At 39.7% G+C, this 21,735-nt stretch carries 24 protein-coding genes; 7 read left to right on the top strand and 17 right to left on the bottom strand.

The window, feature by feature from the left end:
- Positions 1 to 178: 178 nt before the first annotated feature.
- Positions 179 to 517, bottom strand: coding sequence for a hypothetical protein (locus tag VGA95_03465; protein HEX9665596.1), 339 nt, complete (start codon positions 515 to 517; stop codon positions 179 to 181).
- Between the two features lie 101 nt (positions 518 to 618).
- Positions 619 to 1,329 (bottom strand): VIT1/CCC1 transporter family protein, encoded by a 711-nt coding sequence (locus VGA95_03460; protein ID HEX9665595.1) that lies wholly within the window; start codon positions 1,327 to 1,329, stop codon positions 619 to 621.
- A 139-nt stretch (positions 1,330 to 1,468) separates the two neighbouring features.
- Here VGA95_03460 and xseA point away from each other — a divergent pair, with 139 nt between their 5' ends.
- Together xseA and VGA95_03450 are read left to right on the top strand one after the other, a co-directional pair.
- Positions 1,469 to 2,836, top strand: coding sequence for an exodeoxyribonuclease VII large subunit (gene xseA / locus VGA95_03455; protein ID HEX9665594.1), 1,368 nt, complete (start codon positions 1,469 to 1,471; stop codon positions 2,834 to 2,836).
- Positions 2,820 to 3,092: a hypothetical protein gene (locus VGA95_03450; protein HEX9665593.1), complete on the top strand. Its 273-nt coding sequence runs from the start codon at positions 2,820 to 2,822 to the stop codon at positions 3,090 to 3,092. The genes xseA and VGA95_03450 overlap by 17 nt, the downstream gene beginning before the upstream one ends.
- 86 nt (positions 3,093 to 3,178) lie before the next feature.
- Here VGA95_03450 and VGA95_03445 read toward each other — a convergent pair whose 3' ends face one another.
- On the bottom strand, positions 3,179 to 3,631 hold the full coding sequence (locus tag VGA95_03445) for a DUF488 domain-containing protein (protein HEX9665592.1): 453 nt from the start codon (positions 3,629 to 3,631) through the stop codon (positions 3,179 to 3,181).
- 200 nt (positions 3,632 to 3,831) lie between these two features.
- Here VGA95_03445 and VGA95_03440 point away from each other — a divergent pair, with 200 nt between their 5' ends.
- From VGA95_03440 to ccrA, 3 genes are all read left to right on the top strand, one after another.
- Positions 3,832 to 4,887, top strand: coding sequence for a phosphotransferase (locus VGA95_03440; GenBank protein ID HEX9665591.1), 1,056 nt, complete (start codon positions 3,832 to 3,834; stop codon positions 4,885 to 4,887).
- A 106-nt stretch (positions 4,888 to 4,993) separates the two neighbouring features.
- On the top strand, positions 4,994 to 5,998 hold the full coding sequence (gene trpS / locus VGA95_03435) for a tryptophan--tRNA ligase (protein HEX9665590.1): 1,005 nt from the start codon (positions 4,994 to 4,996) through the stop codon (positions 5,996 to 5,998).
- A gap of 201 nt (positions 5,999 to 6,199) precedes the next feature.
- Positions 6,200 to 7,558, top strand: a complete 1,359-nt coding sequence (ccrA, locus tag VGA95_03430) for a crotonyl-CoA carboxylase/reductase (GenBank protein HEX9665589.1) — start codon at positions 6,200 to 6,202, stop codon at positions 7,556 to 7,558.
- 21 nt (positions 7,559 to 7,579) lie between these two features.
- Here ccrA and VGA95_03425 read toward each other — a convergent pair whose 3' ends face one another.
- On the bottom strand, positions 7,580 to 8,245 hold the full coding sequence (locus VGA95_03425; protein HEX9665588.1) for a hypothetical protein: 666 nt from the start codon (positions 8,243 to 8,245) through the stop codon (positions 7,580 to 7,582).
- A 231-nt stretch (positions 8,246 to 8,476) separates the two neighbouring features.
- Between VGA95_03425 and VGA95_03420 the strand changes: the two genes are divergently transcribed.
- Complete coding sequence (locus VGA95_03420; GenBank protein ID HEX9665587.1) at positions 8,477 to 9,397, top strand: WG repeat-containing protein; 921 nt, start codon at positions 8,477 to 8,479, stop codon at positions 9,395 to 9,397.
- A 108-nt stretch (positions 9,398 to 9,505) separates the two neighbouring features.
- Here VGA95_03420 and VGA95_03415 read toward each other — a convergent pair whose 3' ends face one another.
- The 10 genes from VGA95_03415 to rpoN form a co-directional block, all read right to left on the bottom strand.
- Complete coding sequence (locus VGA95_03415; GenBank protein ID HEX9665586.1) at positions 9,506 to 9,730, bottom strand: hypothetical protein; 225 nt, start codon at positions 9,728 to 9,730, stop codon at positions 9,506 to 9,508.
- Positions 9,731 to 9,938: 208 nt separating this feature from the next.
- Positions 9,939 to 10,742 carry an alpha/beta fold hydrolase gene (locus VGA95_03410; protein HEX9665585.1) on the bottom strand — a complete coding sequence of 268 codons (804 nt, stop codon included), beginning with the start codon at positions 10,740 to 10,742 and terminating at the stop codon, positions 9,939 to 9,941.
- A gap of 83 nt (positions 10,743 to 10,825) precedes the next feature.
- Entirely contained in the window at positions 10,826 to 11,668 is an 843-nt protein-coding gene (locus VGA95_03405) for an HAD-IIA family hydrolase (GenBank protein HEX9665584.1), read from the bottom strand.
- A 76-nt stretch (positions 11,669 to 11,744) separates the two neighbouring features.
- Complete coding sequence (locus VGA95_03400) at positions 11,745 to 12,068, bottom strand: hypothetical protein (protein ID HEX9665583.1); 324 nt, start codon at positions 12,066 to 12,068, stop codon at positions 11,745 to 11,747.
- A 131-nt stretch (positions 12,069 to 12,199) separates the two neighbouring features.
- On the bottom strand, positions 12,200 to 12,610 hold the full coding sequence (locus VGA95_03395; protein HEX9665582.1) for a PTS sugar transporter subunit IIA: 411 nt from the start codon (positions 12,608 to 12,610) through the stop codon (positions 12,200 to 12,202).
- Between the two features lie 9 nt (positions 12,611 to 12,619).
- The gene (rapZ, locus tag VGA95_03390) at positions 12,620 to 13,474 is read right to left on the bottom strand and encodes an RNase adapter RapZ (GenBank protein ID HEX9665581.1); all 855 of its coding nucleotides are present in this window, start codon (positions 13,472 to 13,474) and stop codon (positions 12,620 to 12,622) included.
- Between the two features lie 22 nt (positions 13,475 to 13,496).
- On the bottom strand, positions 13,497 to 14,423 hold the full coding sequence (hprK, locus tag VGA95_03385) for an HPr(Ser) kinase/phosphatase (GenBank protein ID HEX9665580.1): 927 nt from the start codon (positions 14,421 to 14,423) through the stop codon (positions 13,497 to 13,499).
- Positions 14,410 to 14,889, bottom strand: coding sequence for a PTS sugar transporter subunit IIA (locus VGA95_03380; protein ID HEX9665579.1), 480 nt, complete (start codon positions 14,887 to 14,889; stop codon positions 14,410 to 14,412). The genes hprK and VGA95_03380 overlap by 14 nt, the downstream gene beginning before the upstream one ends.
- Entirely contained in the window at positions 14,889 to 15,431 is a 543-nt protein-coding gene (locus tag VGA95_03375; GenBank protein ID HEX9665578.1) for an HPF/RaiA family ribosome-associated protein, read from the bottom strand. Before VGA95_03375 ends, VGA95_03380 begins: the two co-directional genes overlap by 1 nt.
- Positions 15,432 to 15,435: 4 nt before the next feature.
- The gene (gene rpoN / locus VGA95_03370; GenBank protein ID HEX9665577.1) at positions 15,436 to 16,935 is read right to left on the bottom strand and encodes an RNA polymerase factor sigma-54; all 1,500 of its coding nucleotides are present in this window, start codon (positions 16,933 to 16,935) and stop codon (positions 15,436 to 15,438) included.
- A gap of 169 nt (positions 16,936 to 17,104) precedes the next feature.
- Here rpoN and VGA95_03365 point away from each other — a divergent pair, with 169 nt between their 5' ends.
- Positions 17,105 to 17,329 carry a DUF2905 domain-containing protein gene (locus VGA95_03365; protein ID HEX9665576.1) on the top strand — a complete coding sequence of 75 codons (225 nt, stop codon included), beginning with the start codon at positions 17,105 to 17,107 and terminating at the stop codon, positions 17,327 to 17,329.
- Between the two features lie 480 nt (positions 17,330 to 17,809).
- On the opposite strand, the gene leuD is transcribed toward VGA95_03365, so the two are convergent.
- The 3 genes from leuD to eno form a co-directional block, all read right to left on the bottom strand.
- Entirely contained in the window at positions 17,810 to 18,433 is a 624-nt protein-coding gene (leuD, locus tag VGA95_03360; protein ID HEX9665575.1) for a 3-isopropylmalate dehydratase small subunit, read from the bottom strand.
- Positions 18,434 to 18,444: 11 nt separating this feature from the next.
- The gene (gene leuC, locus VGA95_03355; protein HEX9665574.1) at positions 18,445 to 19,869 is read right to left on the bottom strand and encodes a 3-isopropylmalate dehydratase large subunit; all 1,425 of its coding nucleotides are present in this window, start codon (positions 19,867 to 19,869) and stop codon (positions 18,445 to 18,447) included.
- Between the two features lie 320 nt (positions 19,870 to 20,189).
- Positions 20,190 to 21,461, bottom strand: coding sequence for a phosphopyruvate hydratase (eno, locus tag VGA95_03350; protein ID HEX9665573.1), 1,272 nt, complete (start codon positions 21,459 to 21,461; stop codon positions 20,190 to 20,192).
- Positions 21,462 to 21,735 lie beyond the last annotated feature (274 nt).

Here is a 21,735-nt window from a genome sequence, read left to right as displayed (position 1 = left end):
TTTATTTCAGGATCTAATGGAAATAAGAGATGCTGAAACAAGTTCAGCATGACTGACTATGACATTCATCCTCTTAACGCAATTTTTGGAATGCCGATTAAACTAGCGAATTCCGTGCAGATTCCTGCAGGGTTATTAATTGAGTTTTTCGGACCAAGAAAAGAAGTATATTTCCTATTTAGGGCTGTTCGTTTATGTCTTCTTCGATGGCGTCGATTTCATCTTCAGTTTGCTCTTGATATTCAACATCCTGCTCATCATGGCTGAGCTCGGAGTCTAACTCACCCTCTTCACTTCCACCTACAAACTCGTTCTTTTCTTCATCCTGGGCCTCGTCCTGTTGTTCATCACCATGATAAAGGTCCTCATTAACCTGATCTTCTTCCTCCTCGAGACTATCTGTTACGGAAATTGATTGATCTGGTTCGTGGCGATTCTCCGAAAAGGAAAATTCGAGGGTAGTAATAATCAATATTAAAGACAGTATTGATAGAACGATAAGGTTAAATGTGTTCATATATTAACTCCTTTTGCGTAATTTAGTAACATATTCCGCTTGATTCATCAAATAGCCACCTTTAATGATCCTATATAATACAATATGTCTGGATGGATTGTCTACATAGCAAGACCTCTAAGGAAATGTCCCACTAAATATGCAATTACGGCGGCGGCACCACCCATAAATAGCGTTCCTACTCCTGAGATGATCCAATTGGTTTCTACAATCTTACCTTTGATCGAGCCAACAATGAACAGCGCGCAGGACGTCAAAAGGATTGATATTGGAAAGGCTTCCGAGTTTATTGAGTTAGAAAAGCGAGAAAATAAGTATGCGAGAAGCGGGATAATCCCGATTATGTTAAAAGCGAAAAAGGTTACAAAGGCGCCTTTTAAGGGTGATTTGTGTTCTTCAATTATTCCCAGTTCATCTTTCATCATCGTATCTAACCAAATCTTTCTATCGCTCGTAATAATGTCGACCGCATCATCTAACTGCTTGCCTGTGAACCCTTTTTCTCTGAATATTTCTCTAATTTCATGTTTCTCTTTCTCTGGATCTTTATCTATGTGAGACTCCTCTATCCTTTTTGCTTTCTGAATATATTCGTGTGTTGATTTCAAGCTCATGTAGTTCCCTACGGCCATTGAGAAACCGTCGGCCAGGAGATTGGCGAAGCCTAAAATAAGCACGATTGATGCGGAAAGTGATGCCCCTTCGACACCCGATACCACGGCGAAAGTTGTTACAGCCCCATCAATCCCTGCAAACACGAAGTCAGATATATATGTGCTGCTTGATGATCCTGTGTATATATTCTCTGACATTCTAGATAGAAATCTATCTGTATAAGGGAATTAAGACAATAGATTTTACACGACAAATATTAGAGGTCGAGGCCTTCAGGTAGGTATTGGAATTATGTTGTTGTATAATAAATAGCATAAATAAGGATACTCGGAATTTATGCAAATAGGTAAAGACTCAATCTTTCATCAAGTAGGAGAAGTAGATCAGCCAATTCCTGTTGCGGAATACATAGAGTTTTTAAATGAAAACTTGCGTCGTTTTTATGCAAGTATTATCGGAGAGGTGGGCCAGGTAAGCAAAAGTTCAAGAGGGCATGTCTACTTTTCTCTCAAGGATCAAAATAAGGAAAGTGTCATCTATTGTGTGATATGGAAGGGTAATTATGAGTTATATGGCGTTGAATTAGAAGATGGAATGGAGATCGTTGCTACTGGCTGTCCGGATATATATGAGCCGACAGGAAGGCTGACTTTTAAGGCGGATGCAATCGAGATAGTGGGTGAGGGTGCATTAAGAAAGGCGTATGAGGAATTGAAAAAGAAATTAGCAGGCGAGGGAATTTTTGATATAGATAAGAAAAGGCCTATACCCGATTATCCAAATAGAATCGGTGTTATAACATCTATCCGTGGCGCAGTCATTCATGATTTCATTAATAATCTGGGTAAGTATGGGTTCCATGTGAAGATAATGGATTCAAGGGTTGAGGGTCAGCAGGCAGTTAAGGAGCTCCTACTTTCTATGAAGTCTTTCAGAAAGCAAGATATTGACGCACTTGTGATCATACGTGGGGGAGGCTCGCTCGAATCCTTGATGGCTTTCAACAATGAGGCTCTGGTGAGGGAGGTTTCAAGTTTTCCAGTTCCGGTGATAGCCGGAATAGGTCACCATCTGGATGTGCCTCTTGTATCACTGGCTGTGGATGCCATGGAGTCCACACCAACAGCTACAGCTAATCTGCTAAACAAGTCGTGGGAGCAGGCTGAAAATACGATCGAAAAATATCAGAGGGATATTCTTGAACAATACAGCTATGCATTAAAAGAAACACAGATGCGATTAGAAGAGACAATATCTGGGGTTCAGGGAGGATTGAATTTAATATTCGATTTTTATAGAGAACTCGAGCAAACATTAAAGACGAGCATCGCAAAGGTCAGGTATTCAATCTTAATGAATAGAAAGATTATAAAGGATGTTGTAGTATCGATAAAGAGGGGGTTTTTACGTTCAGTCATGACTCTTGATGATTATATCACCGGCATTTGGCGGATTTCTCTTCCGCCAGATTTCATATCTCAATTGTCTTTTATAAGCCAAAAACTGGATTTTTTTGAAAATACAGTGCGCTTGAACGACCCGGCTCGCCAGCTTCGCCTCGGCTACAGTATTACGAGACATAAAGGAAAGGTGGTGAGAGGTATAAGAGATGTCCAAATAGGGGCCTCGCTGAATACTCAGGTCTCAGATGGCGTGATCGATTCCAAGGTTAAAGGTGTGCACAAAAATGAGCAAAAAGACTGATAGAAAAGGTCTCAACAAGAATCTAAAGAGGCTCTCCGAGATAGCCGAATGGTTTGATACACAAGAATCAGTCGATGTCGAGGAAGGGCTTGAAAAGGTGAAAGAAGCAGCAGAGCTTATAAAGCTCAGCAAAGAGCGTCTGAGAGAGATTGAGAATGAGTTTGAGGAGATCAAGCGGGAGATGGACGAAGAGATCGGTTTTGAAGAAGGGGTTGAAGAAGATGTAGATGAGGAAGGGCAGGAAGTCGAAACATAATACAACAATTTAGAACAAGGTATTATTCGGGTATCGATCAATCTTTATTTTTTTCTTTGTCTTGATACAAAGAAACAATCCTTCGACTATTGTTCTTTTCTGAGCTTATGAATCTGTGTTCTCTTTTCATCATAAATATGAATCACCTCCCATCCTTTTTTTGTTAGCGCAGAGGCAATGGAGCTGCGGTGGCACATGAACCAGAGAACCTCTGCACACATGATCGCTGTTTGGTTTTGTTTAGCTATTTCCATCAATTTGTTTACACCCAAATTAAAGTCTTCCGAATCCATATATTTCTCATATCCACCCTCTCTAAAACCACCAAGTTCTTCGATCCAATAATACCGAATGCCGTTCTCTGGTAGTTTAATCTCGAGATTATTTTTATTGAACTGAGGATTTCGTTTAGATCTGGGAAAGTGTCTGACGTCTACAAGGGCTGCTACGTTATAGCATGTTAAAACCTCAATGAGTTCATCGAGGCTTCGAGTCGAGTGCCCTATTGTTAAAATCCGGTTTTCTCTTTTGTTCATCATATTAAAAACATTTTACTATGAATTTAATCAGATCGGCTTATTCCTGGCCTTAAATATTTACCCCCTCCTCAATCCTCCCCCTTTAAATTAAAGGGGGAGGACAAAGGCGGGGGATCGAACCTTTTGAGTTTTCCTATACCATATAAAACTATAGTATATTGTTTGTCTATATCGGATAACCTATATAAAAAGAGACGGGTATGACTGACATTTTATCAATTGCCAAGCAATTCGATATCGGTGATGTAGATAATATAACACCCTACGGTAAAGGCAGGATTAATGAGACATTTCTGGTAACAGTATTATCAAAAACTGGAGAGGAATCTATTAATAATAAATATATATTGCAGAAGCTCCACAAGATTTTTACGCCTGCTGTATTGGAGGATATCGAGGTAATTACAAGGCATTTGGAAAAAGCGGATATCATTACGCCAAAGCCAATTCGAACAATGAAAGGGGACCTAAGGATCGATTCTGAAGGCGGGACTTGGCGCATGCTCACATATATAAGGGGTAAGACATATGAATACAGTATCAATAATCAAATGGCAGAAAACGCTGCCGCCTTGATTGGGAAATTTCATAATGCATTAACTGGGTTGGATTATAAATTTCTTCATAAAATACCCAATTTTCATGATACCCAGTCAATCATGGAGAGTTTAAAGAAAGTTACTCTGCTATATCAAAGTACCGATAAGTATAAGACTCTTTCCTCACTAACTGAGGTGATACTGATACAGTATGAAAAGATCAAGGATTCGATCAAGGATTTGCCTGAACGTATCATACACGGGGATCTTAAACTAAATAACATTCGTTTTGATGAAAGAGGTCAAAAGGCAATTGCCATTGTTGATCTTGATACGTTGGGGACTAACAAGATCGTCATCGATATTGGAGATGCGATTAGAAGCTGGTGTCATAAGTTCAGGGAGGTAGATGGAGAAGATGACCTATTCGATCTTGATACGTTTCGATGTATGATGTCAGGTTACCTGAGTACTGCCGTTTTTATGACAAGAGAAGAAATTAACTCTATTCCGGAAGGGGTAGTCATGATGATGCTAGAGCTTTCTGCTAGATACATTACAGATGCTTATGAAGAATCTTATTTTAGGCTAGACTCTGAAAGATATCCAAATCTATACGAGCAAAATAAAATGAAGGCATTTGCTCAGATGCGTCTGTTTAATGACTTTAAGAAGAAGATAGACAAAGTTGATAAAATTTTGATTCGTTCTAAATAAGAGAAGGCGATCATCGACTTAATTACGAAAAGCAGCCGAATTCTTTATTGAAAACATCAAGAAATCAGACATACTCAATCAGGCAAAAAAGGAGGAAAGCTAACCAATGCCCGATGATAAACCGATCCTAGTTACAGGTGACCGCCCGACCGGACGCCTTCATTTAGGACACTTTGTTGGCTCACTGTTAAATCGAATAAAGTATCAGGATGAGTATAAGTGTTATTTTTTGATAGCCGATCTCCATATGCTCACTACACACTACGATAAGGTTAAAGAGGTAGAGGATAACGTTTTACAATTGGTAATTGATTGGTTAAGTATTGGACTGGATCCGGAGCGATCCACATTCTATGTCCAGTCACAGGTTCCCCATATAACAGAGCTCTATACTATCCTTTCAATGCTCTGTACGGTTCCAAGGTCTCAGAGGATACCAACACTTAAGGAAAAGGCCCAGGATATGGGCGTAGGAGAGAACTATTCCGTTGGTTTACTCGGATATCCAATTTTGATGGCTGCAGACATCTTGATGTTTAAGGCTACGAAGGTTCCGGTAGGAGAGGATCAGCTAAGCCATTTGGAGTTAACTCGTGAACTTGCAAGGAGGTTCAATCATTTGTACGGAGAATTTTTTGTAGAACCTGAGGCAATTGTTAGTGAGACACCGCGTCTTGTTGGGACCGATGGAAATCGGAAGATGAGTAAAAGCCTTGACAATTGTATCTATCTCTCGGATGACTCCAGGACAGTCGAACAAAGGGTCAGGAGTATGTATACAGATCCAAATCGTATAAGAGCTGATATTCCAGGGACGGTAGAGGGTAATCCTGTATTCATTTATCACGATGCTTTTAACCCGAATAAACAGGAAGTCGAGGATTTAAAGGTTCGCTATCGCGGAGGCAAGGTCGGCGATGTAGAGGTAAAGAAAAAGCTCGCAACTGCTATAAATGACCTGCTAGAGCCAATTCGTGAGAAGCGCGGATATTATGAGAACCGAATGGAAGAAGTGAGGAAAATTGTGCATAATGGGACCGTACACGCAAACGAAATTGCTAAAATAAATATGGATGAAATTATTAGAAAGATGGGCTTATATGGTGCTTGAGGGGCTCCTCAGGATCTATTCTCGACGAGACTTCGCATAATAGATTTATCTTTCGACCAGTGTTGCTGCTCCGTAATTGTATGTATCGGTTGAGACTTGAATCTCACACTTGCTTTTTCCCTTTTGCTTGTTAAAATTACGTCGCGTCCAACTCTTGTGAATCACAAATAAGACCTAAAACCGAGGTTAAAAGGAGAGAAAATGGCTAAGGGAGAACGGCTTTCTAAGCAATCAAAAAAATCTGATGTCGAAAGCATTGATATGGAAACCATCGCCTATGAGGAGAGTAGTAGAGGAATTGATGAGCCAATTCCAGTAGGTGTAGTACCCGATTTGGAAGTTCTTCCCAAATACATGCATGCGTGGGTAATACGAAAGGAAAGGCACGGTGACCCTAAGAAGTCTTTCAAAAAAGAAATAGTTCCAGTTCCCGATATCGGGCCTAACGAGGTTCTAGTCCTGGTCATGGCTGCAGGGGTAAATTACAATGGTGTCTGGGCTGGGCTTGGAGAACCTATCTCTGTTTTAGATATCCATAAACACGATTATCACATTGCTGGTAGTGATGCTTCTGGAATTGTATGGAGGGTTGGGTCCCATGTTAAGAGTTGGAAACCGGGGGATGAAGTTATCTTACATTGTAACGTAGAAAGCGAGGAGCATTCCACAGGAACAGAGTCCGCTTCTGACTTTATATCCTATGATCCGATGGCGAGCACCGGGCAGAAGATCTGGGGATATGAAACTCCTGATGGCTCATTTGCTCAATTTACCAAAGTACAGGCCCAGCAGGTACTACCTAAGCCAGATCATCTTACGTGGGAAGAGTCTGCCTCATATGGTTTATGCTATTTTACTGCTTATAGAATGCTTATTACGCAAGCTAAGCTGCAGCCAAGCGAGGTAGCGTTGATTTGGGGTGGAGCAGGTGGACTGGGAGTGTTCGCGATACAGATCTGTAGGATGCTTGGTGTCGACGCGATAGCCGTTGTGTCGTCTAAGTATAAAGCAGAACTCTGTATGGAGCTTGGTGCAAAAGGAGTTATAAACAGAAGTGATTTCCCGCATCTGATGTATAAAAATGGCGAAACCCCTGAAGAGCACGCGAATAGATTTAGCGATATGAAACGCTTTGGGCGCGCAATTTGGGATATACTCGGAGTGAGGAGGAATCCGAACGTCGTTTTTGAGCATGTTGGAGAGGCAACGTTTCCGACAAGCGTTTTTGTATGCAGCAGGTTTGGTCGAATTGTGATCTGCGCTGGAACTACAGGGTATAACCTGATGTTTGATGTACGACATCTCTGGATGCATCAGAAAAGGATAATCGGGTCTCATTTTGCCAATGCTTTGGAGTGCCTACGAGCCAACGAATTAGTAAGGAAGGGCATTATTAAACCGGTGATTTCCGAAACTCTAACATACGATGATATTCCGAAGGCACATCAGCTAATGTATGATAATAAGCATTCGGGTAAGATGGGCGTGCTGGTACAGGCAAGAAGGAAGGGGATGATAAACGCAAAGGATGCCGTTAAAGCTTTCAAAAGTGTTTCTTGATTGCTTGTTTTGAACTACTCATTAATTCTCAAGATAGCTTGTATTAATGTAACTACCTTGCAGTTTCTCTTTTATTTTGACCAATAAAAGCGTCTCGATATAGTTATTTGATTTGATCTCTTCTGCAAAAGTGGCGGAGTCTAAATATGGCCTGATAGTATAATCAATATCGACCTTTGTTTTAGTGTTTGATAACTTGATTACTTTAATTCTCATGCTTTCCTGTGAGAATACGGGCCTGTCAACATTCGAGCTGGTGTTATAAAATGCGACTTTGTTAAGGTAATCATCGATATCTGGAAAATTCTGAATTTGCCCAAATGGCCATGTAAATGCCCTGATGATATTGCCTGACTTTTTGTACACATAAGCCTCTTTCAAAACTATTTCACCAGTCTTTTCATCCATAAAAGCCGGAGACCATTTTATCCACTGAACTCCTTCCAGGGTTGCGAACCAGACATCTGTAAATGATGCATTAAAAACATTCTCCGCTTCGACTGTTTCTTTTTCACCGGGTAAAGGCGGCTTTTTTCCCTTGGTTATAGGCGGGACTGCTTCCTCGGTTTTACGTTCATATTCTCTTGTTTGCGTATCTTTGTCGGGCTTAACATCTCTATAGGGATAAAAGGTACTACAACCTGTAATCAAACAAATAAATGGAATGATGATACGTATTTTACTCATGCTATGCATCCTAAGCCTTATTAATATTTTATTTTATCACAAATAAATCTATACTCTAAATTTTTTGATTTGGTTGTGGATCTTAATTATGATTTTCGGTGAATTTTATCTTTGAATATGTTTATTTAATCAAATTAAATAAGTTGGAGTTTATAAGTGAAGAAATTTATCTGCTTTCAAATACTGATTGTTTTCCTCCTTTTATCGTGCGCACAACAGAATGGCAAAACTATGATAGATCAAGATTCTGTTAATCTCTTTCCTGTTGAGATTGATGGAAAATGGGGATATATAGATAGAAGGGGAAGAAAAATAATTAGTCCAAAATATGAAGGGGCACTTAGGTTTTCAGACGGAAGGGCGCTAGTGAAGTCAGACGGAAAGTGGGGTTACATAAGTCGTCGGGAGGTGTTTGCCGTTAAACCGGAGTTTATTGAGGCACACGAGTTTTCTGAAGGGCTTGCCCATGTAAAGATAGGGGATAACTATGGATATATAAGTAAGTCAGGAGATTTCGTCATCGAACCGAGGTTTGACGCCGCTTCTTACTTTTCTGAAGATTTGGCAGGTGTTAAGATCAATGGCTGGTGGGGATATATTGATAAGAATGGCTATATGGTAATACCTCCTAATTTCGGTGAGGCTTACAGCTTTTCTGCCGGATTGGCCTTGGTTGTGATAGACGGGAAAGGTGGATACATCGATAGGAGTGGTAGTATTACGATAGGTCCAATATACGATTGGGCAGAGGGGTTTTCGGAGGGCCTTGCCTGCGTCAAATGGGATGGGAAATACGTCTATATTGATCAAACGGGCAAGGTGATAATCGATCCGAGTGTCGATGAAGCAAAGCATTTCTCGGAAGAATTTGCTGCTATCACAAAGGGAGGTAAGCAGGGATTTATTGACAAGAGCGGCAAAATAGTCATAGAGCCCGTTTACCAGAAGGCGGGCGATTTTTCGGAAGGTCTAGCTTCGGTGCTAGTTGACGGGAAATGGGGGTATATTGACAAAACAGGACAAATTGAAATCGAGCCGCAGTTCAAAACAGCAATAAAATTTGACGGTGGGTTAGCCTTGGTAGAAATTGATGATAAAAATTGGGGGTATATCGATAGAAAGGGGATCTTTGTTTGGAAATCGAAAAAATGAGAATCTCTATTGGGTTAGCGATTATTTATTATATTAGCAAAAGTTAATTTTCGATATTAGTAACGTTTCGCAAGCCTTCAATATTATTTATCTTCAGTGTCAATTAAATTAAAACGAAGAAAGATTTTCAGGAATAGTACTTTCTGGCTTCACTCTTCTTTGTGTATAGAAGAGCCACGTTGTCCATATGAGTATCGGTGCAATTCCAACGAGTGTAGTTAGCTTGAAGGAATGGTGCCACAAAATGAGATCATAAGAAGCCGCATAACCAACTTTTATATAGCCTGCCGCCGCAATTCCTGGGGCTTTGTCGGGTGCAAAGGCCTTGGTCAATGACCGTGGGAATTATCTTTGTATCTGCCGATACCCCGGTGCTTGCTGCAGGAATCTTGATTATATGATATGTTTTTGGCCTGAAGGTCTTGTATTATTGGATATTAAACTTCTCTAACAAAATATTTCCAGTGCAATTATAGACTGCACCACTCTAATAAATCCTTCTTTTGCAGATCTCTTTTAGTAACCTTCATCGAACAGGTATTTAGGTTTCAATAAAATTATATTCACGCAAGAAGTTCAAAACGATTCTGTTGAACTCCTCTGGTTTTTCTATTGAAGGAACATGCCCAGACCCTTTCATTATAACAAGCCTAGATCCTTTGATTCCATCATTAAGCAATTTCGAGTACTTCATCGGAATAAGGATGTCTTCTTCTCCGACGATGATCAGTGTTGGTGCTTTAATTTCTGAAAGTCTGTCGTTTGTGTTGTGCTTCAGGCACCCATTAGCAAGGTTGATAATAGCGTTCGGAGGGTTAATTTCTGAGCTCATTTTTTTCATTTCCACCAGGGCCTCTTTATTCTTTTTTATGAAATCTTCAGAAAATATAAATGGTATGGTAATATCATACCTAAATTCGCTTCCACCAAGCTGTGTCCCTTTTATCCAGATTGCAATGATTGAAGCCAGTAGTGTGTCAATGTAGCTGCAGGTATCGACGAGCACTAAGGCACCAACCTTATGTGGGAAATTTAGGGCAAAATGCTGTGCAATCATACCGCCGTTCGAAAGACCTACTAAATGGGCCTTCTCAATATCGAGTTTATCCATAAGATTTTTCAGGTCCTCTGCGTGCATAATTTGGGGATATTCCATATCCGGTTTGTCAGATTTTCCTTGTCCTCTGCAGTCGTACCTAAGGACTCGGTGTCTTTTTGAGAATTCTTGGACCTGGAAGTACCAACCATTTACATCCATCGTTAGTCCATTGATGAATACCACTACGGAACCGTTTCCTTCAAGTTCGTAATTTAGATTAATCGAATTTACACTTAGCCTAGGCATGGTACTCCCTTAGTTATTTGGATATTTTGTGAGCATCTGCAGGTAATTAATTGTGTGTAGAGGTGTGAAAGATGACAACATATTTATGGTAACCTCCCTTGTATTTTGCTATTCCAGGCAGTGTCTATTTCTGATAGCAGCCCTGTTAAATCGTGTATTAAGTAATCTGGGATAAGATCGCTGCTGTGGAGATCTCCCTCTTTTGTTGAACCACTAAGAACAAGAATCGTTGTGATACCAGCATTCTTTCCTCCGATTATGTCAGAGTCCAGTCTGTCGCCGATCACTGCGAGCCTCTCTTTTGGATGTAAGTGCCTTCTTGTGATTGCTACTTCAAATATTATTGGCTCCGGTTTTCCACCAACGATTGCTTTCTGTCCTGATGCGACCTCAATTGAAGCAAGCATTGAGCCTGTTGCAGGGACTAACCCCTCGTCCGTCGGTATATATGGATCTCGGCTTGTAGCGTAGAAGTATGCACCATGCCTGATCGCAAGAGATGCTATTTTTATTTCTTCATAATGAAAACCTGGGTAGCCGCCAATTATCACAAAATCAGCTTTTTTGCCCTCCTCGCCGTTAACGAGTTCGAGATCTATCCCCTTTATTTCGTCCTTTAGTGCTTTGCTTCCAACTACATACGCTCTTTTGTGTTTTAAGTCTCTGTGAGTCGACTTAATGTGGAATGCTGTTGCCATAGATGAAGTGATTATATCCTGCGGTTCGGCGGGGAAACCAAACTTGTTTAGCTTTTCTGAATAATCATTAACCGAACTTCTCGGATCATTTGTGAGAAATATCAAATTTTTCCCAAGATCTCTCAAAATTAACAGGGTTTCTATAGAGCCAGAAATAGGCTTTTCGCCGATATAGACAACTCCATCTAAATCGATAAGAAAGTGGTCAAATTTATCAGAGAGTTTCATCGAGTAAACTAAATGAATGAATTTTTTATTGTACTGAGATAGATTCGGAATTTATTTTGAGAAATGTGGATAAAAATTATTCCCAGATATACTTCTTTAATATTTCTTGTTTGTCATGTTCTGTAACCGTTCGTTTTATGTGGATGGTTTTCATCTCATGATCCTCCACCAATTCAACGCCCATGAAATTTAGTATGTCACTAGCGGCTTGCCTGTATCCCTCATAGTATTCCTGTATTTCACCAGCTGCTCTAACGGTTGTGGAGTCAAGGTATAGGGCAATAGCTGCAAATTCCTTTGGGACATCATGTCCGATCTCAAGTGAGTAATCTTCGAGAGTCTCAACCAAAATGTGCCTTTCCCACACTTCTACTATTTTATCAAAATCCTCTATTTTCATTCTCTTTTGATCCTTATTTTAGATTTTATTTAGGATGTTATTTAGAACACAGTATATAATTTATATAACATAATAATTAAATTATAAAAAGTTAACAATATCTTGCGACACAACCTAGTACTTGTGTAATCTCATTTCCTTTTATCAAGAAGCTTGCTCGCGACGATAATATTGTCTCTACCAGCAGTCTCGGCAATTTTAACTGCTTCATCCAGTGTTATGGAAGAAGAAAGTGTGGCAAGCTTAAGCAGCATGGGTAAATTTACTCCTGAAATAACTTCGACCCTCTTATCCTCTAAGAAGGTGAGACTGATATTCGAGGGAGTACCCCCGAACATGTCCGTCACAAGGAGGATACCATCTCCCTCGTCCACCTTTTTTATGGCTTTTTTTATGTTCTGGGTAAAGGTTTCAAATTCCATACCCTGATCAAGAGATAAGCCTTCGATCTTTACATTCGGATTTCCGGAGATAACAAATTTTACGACCGAAATGAGCTCATCGGCTAATTTGCCATGCGTAACTACTACAATTCCTACCATATTTTGGCCTTAGTTCTTGAGTATATCTCTATGACTCACCTTTGGGGAAAACTGTTTTAGCCTTTTCGAAATTTCATTAACCATGACTACTGATCTGTGTTTACCTCCGGTGCACCCAACTGCTATTGTAAGATAAGTTTTACCTTCCTTTTTGTATCTCGGGATCAAGAATTCAAAAAGATCAACTAACTTGTCAATAAACTTTATTGTATCTTCCTGTTCAATGACGAATTCTATCACTTCCTTATCTAATCCGTTTAAGTCTTTTAGGTGTTCAATGAAATATGGATTTGTGAGAAATCTGACATCTATTACAATATCTGCGTCATGGGGATAACCATAACTTGTTCCGAATGACATTAAAGTAACATAAATCTTGCTGTTGGTCGATTCGCCAAATCTATCTTGAATCAATGCTCTTAATTCATGTACGTTTAAAGAAGACGTGTCGATTAAGTGGTCTGCAATCTTGGATACGATTGAAAGTATCTTTCTTTCCCTGGAAATCACTTCAAGTATGTTACCATCTGTGGAAAGGGGGTGTTTTCTCCTGGTGTTTTTATACCGTTTAACAAGTGCTTCATCTGAAGAATCTAAGAATAGTATCTCAAAATTGTATCCCTTCTCTCTGAGTTCTCCTATCATGTTTATGGAATGATTGAAGAAATCCCCTTCTCTTATGTCTATCACGAGGGCGGCTTTTGCCATTTGACCCAAATACGTAGAACGTAGATCAATAAAGTTAACAAGTAGCGGAGGAGGGAGATTATCAACACAATAATAGCCAACGTCTTCGAGTGCCCTCATAGCTGTGCTTTTTCCTGACCCCGACATTCCACTTAAAATCAAAAGACGATCCATCATTATTCCTTTTTTGATTGATTAATTATCTAATGAAATCTTCCACAGGAGCAGAATTATGCTTTTTTTTAATGAGTTGATTTCTTACAGCGACGTCGACCACGGTAGAGGTATTTCTTCCTGGGCTTACCGGTATAACAAGATATGGAACTTCAACATCCATCACTTTGTAACTTCTCTGATCCAGTCCCAGACGATCATAGTCTTTTTCAGGGTTCCACTGGGACATCTCTATTACCATATCGATTTCCCTTTTATCCATAACTGATGTGGTTCCGAATAGGTCCTTTATATTAACTATTCCTATCCCTCGAATCTCCATTAAGTGCCGTATATTTCCTGGACCACTCCCGATTAATTTCGATACGCCGATCTTCCTTATTTCAACGATGTCATCTGCAATCAATTTGGATCCTCTTAAAATTAGGTCGAGTGCACATTCGCTTTTACCGATGCCGCTTGTACCCAGTATGAGTACCCCTAGACTATGTATATCCATAAGCACGCCGTGCTGGGTTATAAACGGTGCAAGCCTTTCCTCAAGTATATAATTTAGTGTTGAGATCAGTCTCCCCGTGTACAAGTCGGTGATGAATAATGGAACATTTTTCCTTTCAAGTGCTTTCTTCAGTAGGTCTGGCGGATACAAGCCCTTAGAGATGATATAACAGGGGATGTCCTTCTCCGAGAGAATATCTGCGATCTTTTTCTGTTTGACCGGTGTAAGGCTTTCAAGGTAATTTAACTCTGTTCTACCAAAGATTTGTATTTTCCCGTCTTCTAGCTGGATATTGGATTCGATCATCCTTAGACCTGGTTTCTGAACCCTGTCTAATTCAATATTTCGATTAAACCCTTTCTTACCGACAACTATGTTGAGTGCTAGATCTTTTCCCCATGATTTATATAACTCTCGAACCTTAAAAGGGGTATTTGCATTAGATCTTTGCATCTTCTTCAATAATTATACTATAGAGCTCTTCTTCTGTTTGTGCCTCCATTAGTCGAGAGCGGAATTCAGGATTTTTAAAGATCCGGGAAATTCTAGCTAAGAGCTTTAGATGAATACCTGAGGAGCTTTCGGGAGCTAACAACAATATAAATAGATGAGTGGGATTACCATCCAGTGATTCGAAATCGATTCCTTCAACACTCCTACCAAAAGCCGCTATTATATTTGATAGACCACTTATCTTCCCATGGGGGATAGCTACGCCTTCATCGACCGCGGTGCTGCATAGTTTTTCACGCTCAAGGAGAACTGAAACCAGGTTATCTCTGCTTAAATTCGGATACTGTTCGGTTACTGGTTCCGCGAGTTCCCGAATTACATCTGGTTTAGCCTTAGTTTTAAGGTTTAACATTACGGATTCCTTCCTTAAAACATCCGCTATCCCCAAGACCCGTTTTTGAGCCACTATGGGGTTATTAATTCTATGGTTCCTCCTTTTGTTTTATGCAGAATATTCATTGCTCCGGTTTCGCTATTTGTAAATGCAACAAATCCAAAATGAGACAAATTTAATTGCAAGAATGCTTCTTCAACCGACATCGGTTTTTTGGAGAGCTTCCTAATCCGAATAGTACCAGCGTCTTTGTTTTCAATTGGCTGATCTGGTGAGAGAGCAGGTTTTATCTTTTTACTTTCTCTCCTTTTTGTCTTAATCTTTTTATCAGTTTGTTTTTTTAGTTGTTTAATTATTGAGTTAATGGATTTGTCAATAGCTACATGCATAGCATCGGAATTGACCGATGAAGTGGCTTTAAAATTACCGCTAGTTAAAATCAGTTCCACAGAATTTCTGAATTTTTCTACGGACAGGACAAATCTCAGTTCTGAAGGATCTTTATCCGGATTCATGTATCTGTTAATTCTTTTAATCCTTTTCAGAATATATTGTCTCAGACTTTCAGATTTTTTTTGATCGTGAATGTGTCTTGTTGTTACTGTGATTTTCATTTTCTCATCCCTTCATTGATGTTCTCTCATGTGAAGGTGGGATGTTTAGCATCTTTCTATACTTAGAGATTGTCCTTCGAGCGAGCTTTATTTTTTTTCGTTCAAGTATCCTTGAAATATCCTCGTCTGAATACGGGCTTTCTGGTAATTCATTATCAATGATATCTCTAAGAATCGACTTTACACGCTCGAATGAGATGCTGTCTCCGACCGAAGTTTCTATTTTCCTCGAAAATAGAGATTTAAGTTCAATTAATCCTTGTGGAGTGTAAATATATCTCCTACTCGTTATTCGACTTACTGTTGATTCGTGTACATTAACATCCTCGTGCTGTGCTATATCTTTTAATCTTAAAGGTTTTATGTATTCCCGACCGTGTTCGAAAAAATCCTTCTGATAGTCGACTATCCTGGCTATAACTTTCCTGATCGCTGAATCCCGTTCTTCTAGACATTTTATTATTCTCTGAGCTGACTCAAGCTTTTCTTTAATATATTTTTTTACATCTGATGGTAGTTTGCCTTCATTTATAAGGTTTTTATAGTAATGGCTAACCCTAACTTTCGGGATGTCTCTATTCAACTGCAATTGCAGTTCATCTCCGACCTTATATATATAAAAATCGGGGACTATGTATTTCTCTAAATCCTTGGAGTAAAACGGTCGTCCCGGTTTTGGCTCAAGCTTTGAGATAACATCTACGGCTTTCTTTGCATCTTCTTCTGTAATACCCAAGTTGTTAGCGATTTCGTCATATCGCTTCTTACCGATATCATCCAGGTGATTATTTACTATGCTTGTTTCCACTCCACCATCTTTGTACCCCAGTTCCTTCAATTGAATTATTAATGATTCTTTCAAGTCTCTGGCACACACACCCGGAGGGTCGAACGACGATTGAATTTTTTTTAGTACGGCCTCGATCATGCTCATATCGAATTCGGCTGGCGCCGGAGAATATTCTGGATCGTTGTCTTCAATCAACGAATTAGACTTTAAGTCTCGATCCGATTCACGAATCGAGTTGGCCAACATTGAAACAATTTCATCTAACCCTGCCTCAAGATAACCATCTTCGTTTATATTGCCGATTATAATAGATGCGATATGCCTTTCAAAAGCTGTTAAATCTGAGAGTCCAAGCTGCCATTTTAGATAGTCTATAAGAGAGTCAGTCGAAGAGACACTGTTTTCCCAGGAATAGTCATCTTCTCTATCACCGCTGAAATCTCTCGTAAAAGGTACCTCATCATTTATATTTGGTAAGGGGCTCGTGTCTTCGAGTCTAGGATCTGTCGGGTTTTCTGAACGGGTTTCGACCTTGTCACTTATTTCTTGGATCTCTTCCAATGCTGGATTTTCAATCAGTTGTTCTTCAAGATACTCAGAAAGTTCAATAGTCGTCATTTGTATGAGCTTTAAGAAAAGCTGCAGGTCTTGAGTTAGAATGAGACGTTGTTGTTGGAGAAGCTTTGGAGTAATTTTTAATTCAATTGAACTCATTGTTGAATTCTACATTTTCGTCAAATATATTTATTAGATAGATTAAATCTTTATTTTCTAAAATTCCAGTACCTTCAATTTCGGATTTATCAATGTTCCTGATAGATTGCGATTAAAGCTTACCATTATATAATTTACTGTAAAGATAAATATCAAGAGGATTGGGTGAATGGAAATTCAGTCTTTAGGGAAAATAATAATGATAACGGGGATATTCCTTGTGGTGTTAGGGTCGTTGATTTTATTATCCCCGAAGATCCCCTTCATTGGAAGGTTGCCTGGGGATATCCTTATCAAACGAGATAGCTTTACATTTTTCTTTCCTCTAGCTTCATCGATCATTATCAGTTTGATAATAACAATTATTTTGAATCTTATATTGAGAAAGAGGTAACATCTAAATAAATTGCCTTTCTTAGCCTCGCGGACGATTACAGACTCAATGACATGAATTTAGCGCACTTTTTTGTCACCGATTTTGGTTTATTTCTCTGGCATGACTGTGTGGATTGTGTTTTTATAGCATGATGGCTTCTGAAGCTCGCGGATAGTTTGACTATTTAATGGGACTAAGACAGTTTAAAGATAATTATCCATTATTTTTGCAGGTGTCGGTTGGTGAGAGGTCTGAATTGTTAAATGAATGATTTAAAAACTGTGGATGAATCCTCTGAAAATAATTTTTTTGTTTAAGAGTTGCGGGAAAATAATGGATTTGGCTTAAGGTAATACTTTAAGTATGAAACTTAACGCTCTGAATTAACTGATTAGCTAAATAACAGCTTCTGAACAATATCTTTTCCTTCATATTTAGGCATACAATAAGGTATTTTATCTTAATATCAAGGGATTCTCTTGGCGAGATAATTATATTTCAAGTATCTATTTGCGGAAATGCCCATTTCCGCTCATGCCACATCTTTTGTTCATAAACGACGATCCTTTCCTCATGTTGTAAGGTATGAGCAATATCATCTAGTCCTTCCAGTAAAGCCCTCTTTTTGAATGTATCTATTTCAAAATTGATAACCCATCCTTCATCATCGGTTATGGTTTGTCGCTCTAAATCTACCGTTAGTGAGTAGTCATTCTTAGAATGAACTTTCGAAAAAAGCTCATCGACTGTGCTCTTATGAAGAGTGATTGGTAATATCGCATTTTTGAAGCAATTATTATAGAAAATATCGGCAAATGAGGGGGCGATAATAACTTCGAATCCATATTCCCTAAGGGCCCAGGGAGCATGTTCCCTAGAGCTCCCGCTTCCAAAGTTATCTCTTGTAAGGAGTATCTTTGCTCCTTTATACCTTTCCCTATTTAATACAAACTCTGGATTTATAGATCCATCATCACTATATCTCCAGTCATAAAACAGGAACTCGCCGAAACCTGTTCGCTCGATGCGCTTCAGAAACTGTTTAGGAATGATTTGATCAGTATCCACATTCATCTTGTCTAGGGGAACTACTGTACTTGAAACAATCGATAACGGTTCCATAAATTTCCCTTTTAAAGATCTCTATTTAAGTCCCAATCTCGTATGTCTATAAAATGTCCCTCAATCGCCGCTGCAGCGGCCATTATCGGACTTACCAAATGGGTTCTACCACCTTTTCCCTGACGCCCTTCAAAATTTCTGTTTGAGGTACTTGCACATCTCTCTCCCGGTGCGAGTATATCAGGATTCATCCCTAGACACATACTGCATCCAGATTCACGCCATTCAAATCCCGCCTCTTTAAAGATCCTGTCAAGACCTAACTTCTCGGCTTCGGATTTAACCATCTGAGATCCCGGCACCACCATTGCCCTTATGTTTGAGGCCACTCTTTTGCCCTTTACCACTTTCGCTGCCGCGGTTAAATCTTCAATTCTGGAATTTGTGCAGGAACCAATAAACACCCTATCTAACACAATTTCTTGAATTGGTGTCTTTGGCTTAAGCCCCATATACTCCAGAGCGCTTTTGGCCGCCTTTTGCATTTCCGGATCGGGAAAAGAATTTGGGTCAGGAACAATTCCTACTACATCTGTAACCATTCCCGGATTAGTCCCCCAACTCACTTGAGGAGCTATGTTAGATGCGTCGAATGTAACGGACTTATCAAATACTGCGCCTTCGTCTGTCTTCAGTTCTTTCCATTCTGAAACTGCTTCCTCAAAGTTAATCCCTTTTGGAGCATAAAGTCTTCCTTCAATGTACTCGAAGGTTTTTTCATCTGGAGCTATCATCCCTGCTCGTGCACCAGCTTCTATTGACATGTTGCAAATTGTCATCCGTTCTTCCATTGATAGAGCCTCGATAGCCTCTCCTCTATACTCAATAACTGTTCCAGTTGCACCCGCTGTTCCTATGTTCCCAATGATACTCAGGATTATATCTTTAGCGGTGACGCCATTTGATCTAACCCCGTTTACCTTGACCTCAAAGACATTGGGTCGGTTTTGTCTAAGACATTGAGTTGCAAGGACGTGTTCCACTTCGCTCGTGCCAATACCAAAAGCCAGGGCTCCAAAAGCGCCATGAGTTGAAGTATGACTGTCACCACAAACAATTGTCATTCCCGGCTTTGTGAGTCCAAGCTCTGGTCCAATTACATGCACGATCCCTTGTAAATGACTATTTATGCTCAGGCCAAATAATTCGATTCCATATTCTTTGCAATTTTCTCTTAGCGTATCCATCTGCTTTTTCGATATAGGATCATCAATTGGTAAGGTTCTTGCGCTTGTTGGTACATTATGGTCTTTGGTCGCGAATGTCAGGTCTGGCCTTCTTATCAATCTTCCCGAAAGGCGGAGGCCTTCGAAGGCTTGTGGTGAGGTAACCTCGTGGATAAGGTGTAAATCAATGTAGAGAAGAGTTGGTTGACCCTCTTCCTCATAAACGACGTGGGATTTCCAAATTTTATCGAATAAGGTTTTTGCTGCCATATGTCAATCCTGTAATGTCGCCTCGAATGGTAATTATACATGAAAAATTATTAAGTTTAATTCCGCTATTCTCGACACGATTGAATCGGGACTAGAGAGTCCCGACTATCGAAAATAAGCCATATTATTAACATAGACGATAAGCGGTGTTTTCTTGCGCCGCCATGCGTCACGGAAAATTACGATATGTTTTCTTCAAACAAAACAGGACAGAACGATCGGCCGGATGTTTTATTTGTAGAGGATAAAAATATTTCGTTTCTACTCTTTAATATGAGTGTTAGATTTGTCATGCGAAACTCGATTCAGAATATGAAAGTTTAGACCCTAAATGCAGATCTCCCCAAAAACCTGGCCTCGTTTCCCAGTTCTTCCTCAATTCTCAAAAGCTGATTATATTTTGCCATTCGATCACTTCTTGAGGCAGATCCGGTTTTTATCTGTCCAGCGTTTGTGGCGACTGCAATATCGGCTATAGTTGAGTCCTCGGTTTCGCCCGAACGGTGAGATATTATCTGGGTGTAACCTGCATTTGAAGCGATTCTCATCGCTTCGAGAGTTTCTGAAAGTGTTCCGATTTGATTAACTTTGATAAGGATAGAATTTGCTATTCCTTCCTTAATTCCTTTCTTTAATCTCGTAGGGTTTGTAACAAAAATGTCATCTCCTACAAGCTGTACTTTACTCCCGAGCTCTTTTGTAAGAATTTTCCACCCAGTCCAATCGTCCTCAGCCATTCCGTCTTCAATTGATATGATTGGGTATTTGTTAATCCAATTTCTGTATAAATCTACTACCTCATCTGTAGTCAATTTCTTATTTTCAATCGTATAATTCCCTTTTTTGTAGAGTTCGCTGGATGCGATATCCAGCGCAAGATAAACCTCTTTACCCGATTTATATCCAGCCTTTGTGATTGCTTCAGCTATACATTCGATTGCTTCTACATTGGAATTCAAGTTTGGAGCAAATCCACCTTCGTCTCCTACCGAAGTGGAATAACGCTTTTTCTTTAAAAGCGATTTTAAATTATGAAAGACCTCAACCCCCGCTCTAATCGCATCGGAGAACGAGTTAAATCCAAGTGGAACTATCATAAATTCCTGTATATCGAGGTTGTTATCTGCATGTACTCCACCATTTATAATATTCATGAGAGGGACAGGGAGAGTATTTGCTGAAGATCCTCCGATGCTACGGAATAGAGGTAGCCCTTTGGAATCTGCAGCAGCTTTTGCAACGGCAAGAGAAACCCCTAAAATAGCGTTTGCTCCCAGCTTTGATTTATTTGAGGTTCCATCCAGATCAATCATTGTCCGATCAATGGAGACCTGAGCGGTTATGTCGGTACCGATTAACTTTGTCGCAATAACATCGTTGACGTTTTTTATGGCCCCCTGAACCCCTTTGCCCGAATATCTTTTATTGTCTTGATCCCTGAGCTCAATTGCCTCATGCACTCCGGTCGATGCTCCAGAAGGGACTGCAGCTCTTCCAAAGGCACCGTCATCACAGCGTACCTCTACCTCAACGGTCGGATTTCCTCTAGAATCAAGTATCTCTCGTGCATGTATAAAACTTATCTTTGCCAATTTCGCTTTTTTCCTCCATCAAAACTTTTTCAGCTTGGGGAAATTACCATAATAGTATCCGGCTAGCAAATTTTCATGCGCGATAGCGAATTCAAAATTTATATTCTCTGCTGATAAAGGTATTTCTGGCATTGTGTGGATAATTATTATTCTTCAAATTATAATGGTTAAGGAATCGGAAGATTCTCGCCGAGAATTATACTTAGCCTACATAGCATATTCGGTTAAGAAGGACCAGAAATAATATGAAAGTTTTAATGCTTAGTTATGAATT

Source organism: Thermodesulfobacteriota bacterium, from assembly GCA_036397855.1.
Classification (GTDB): Bacteria; Desulfobacterota_D; UBA1144; order Nemesobacterales; family CSP1-2; genus DASWID01.
Note: the sequence above shows the minus strand (reverse complement) of the source record. Positions and strands in the feature narration are given on the sequence as shown.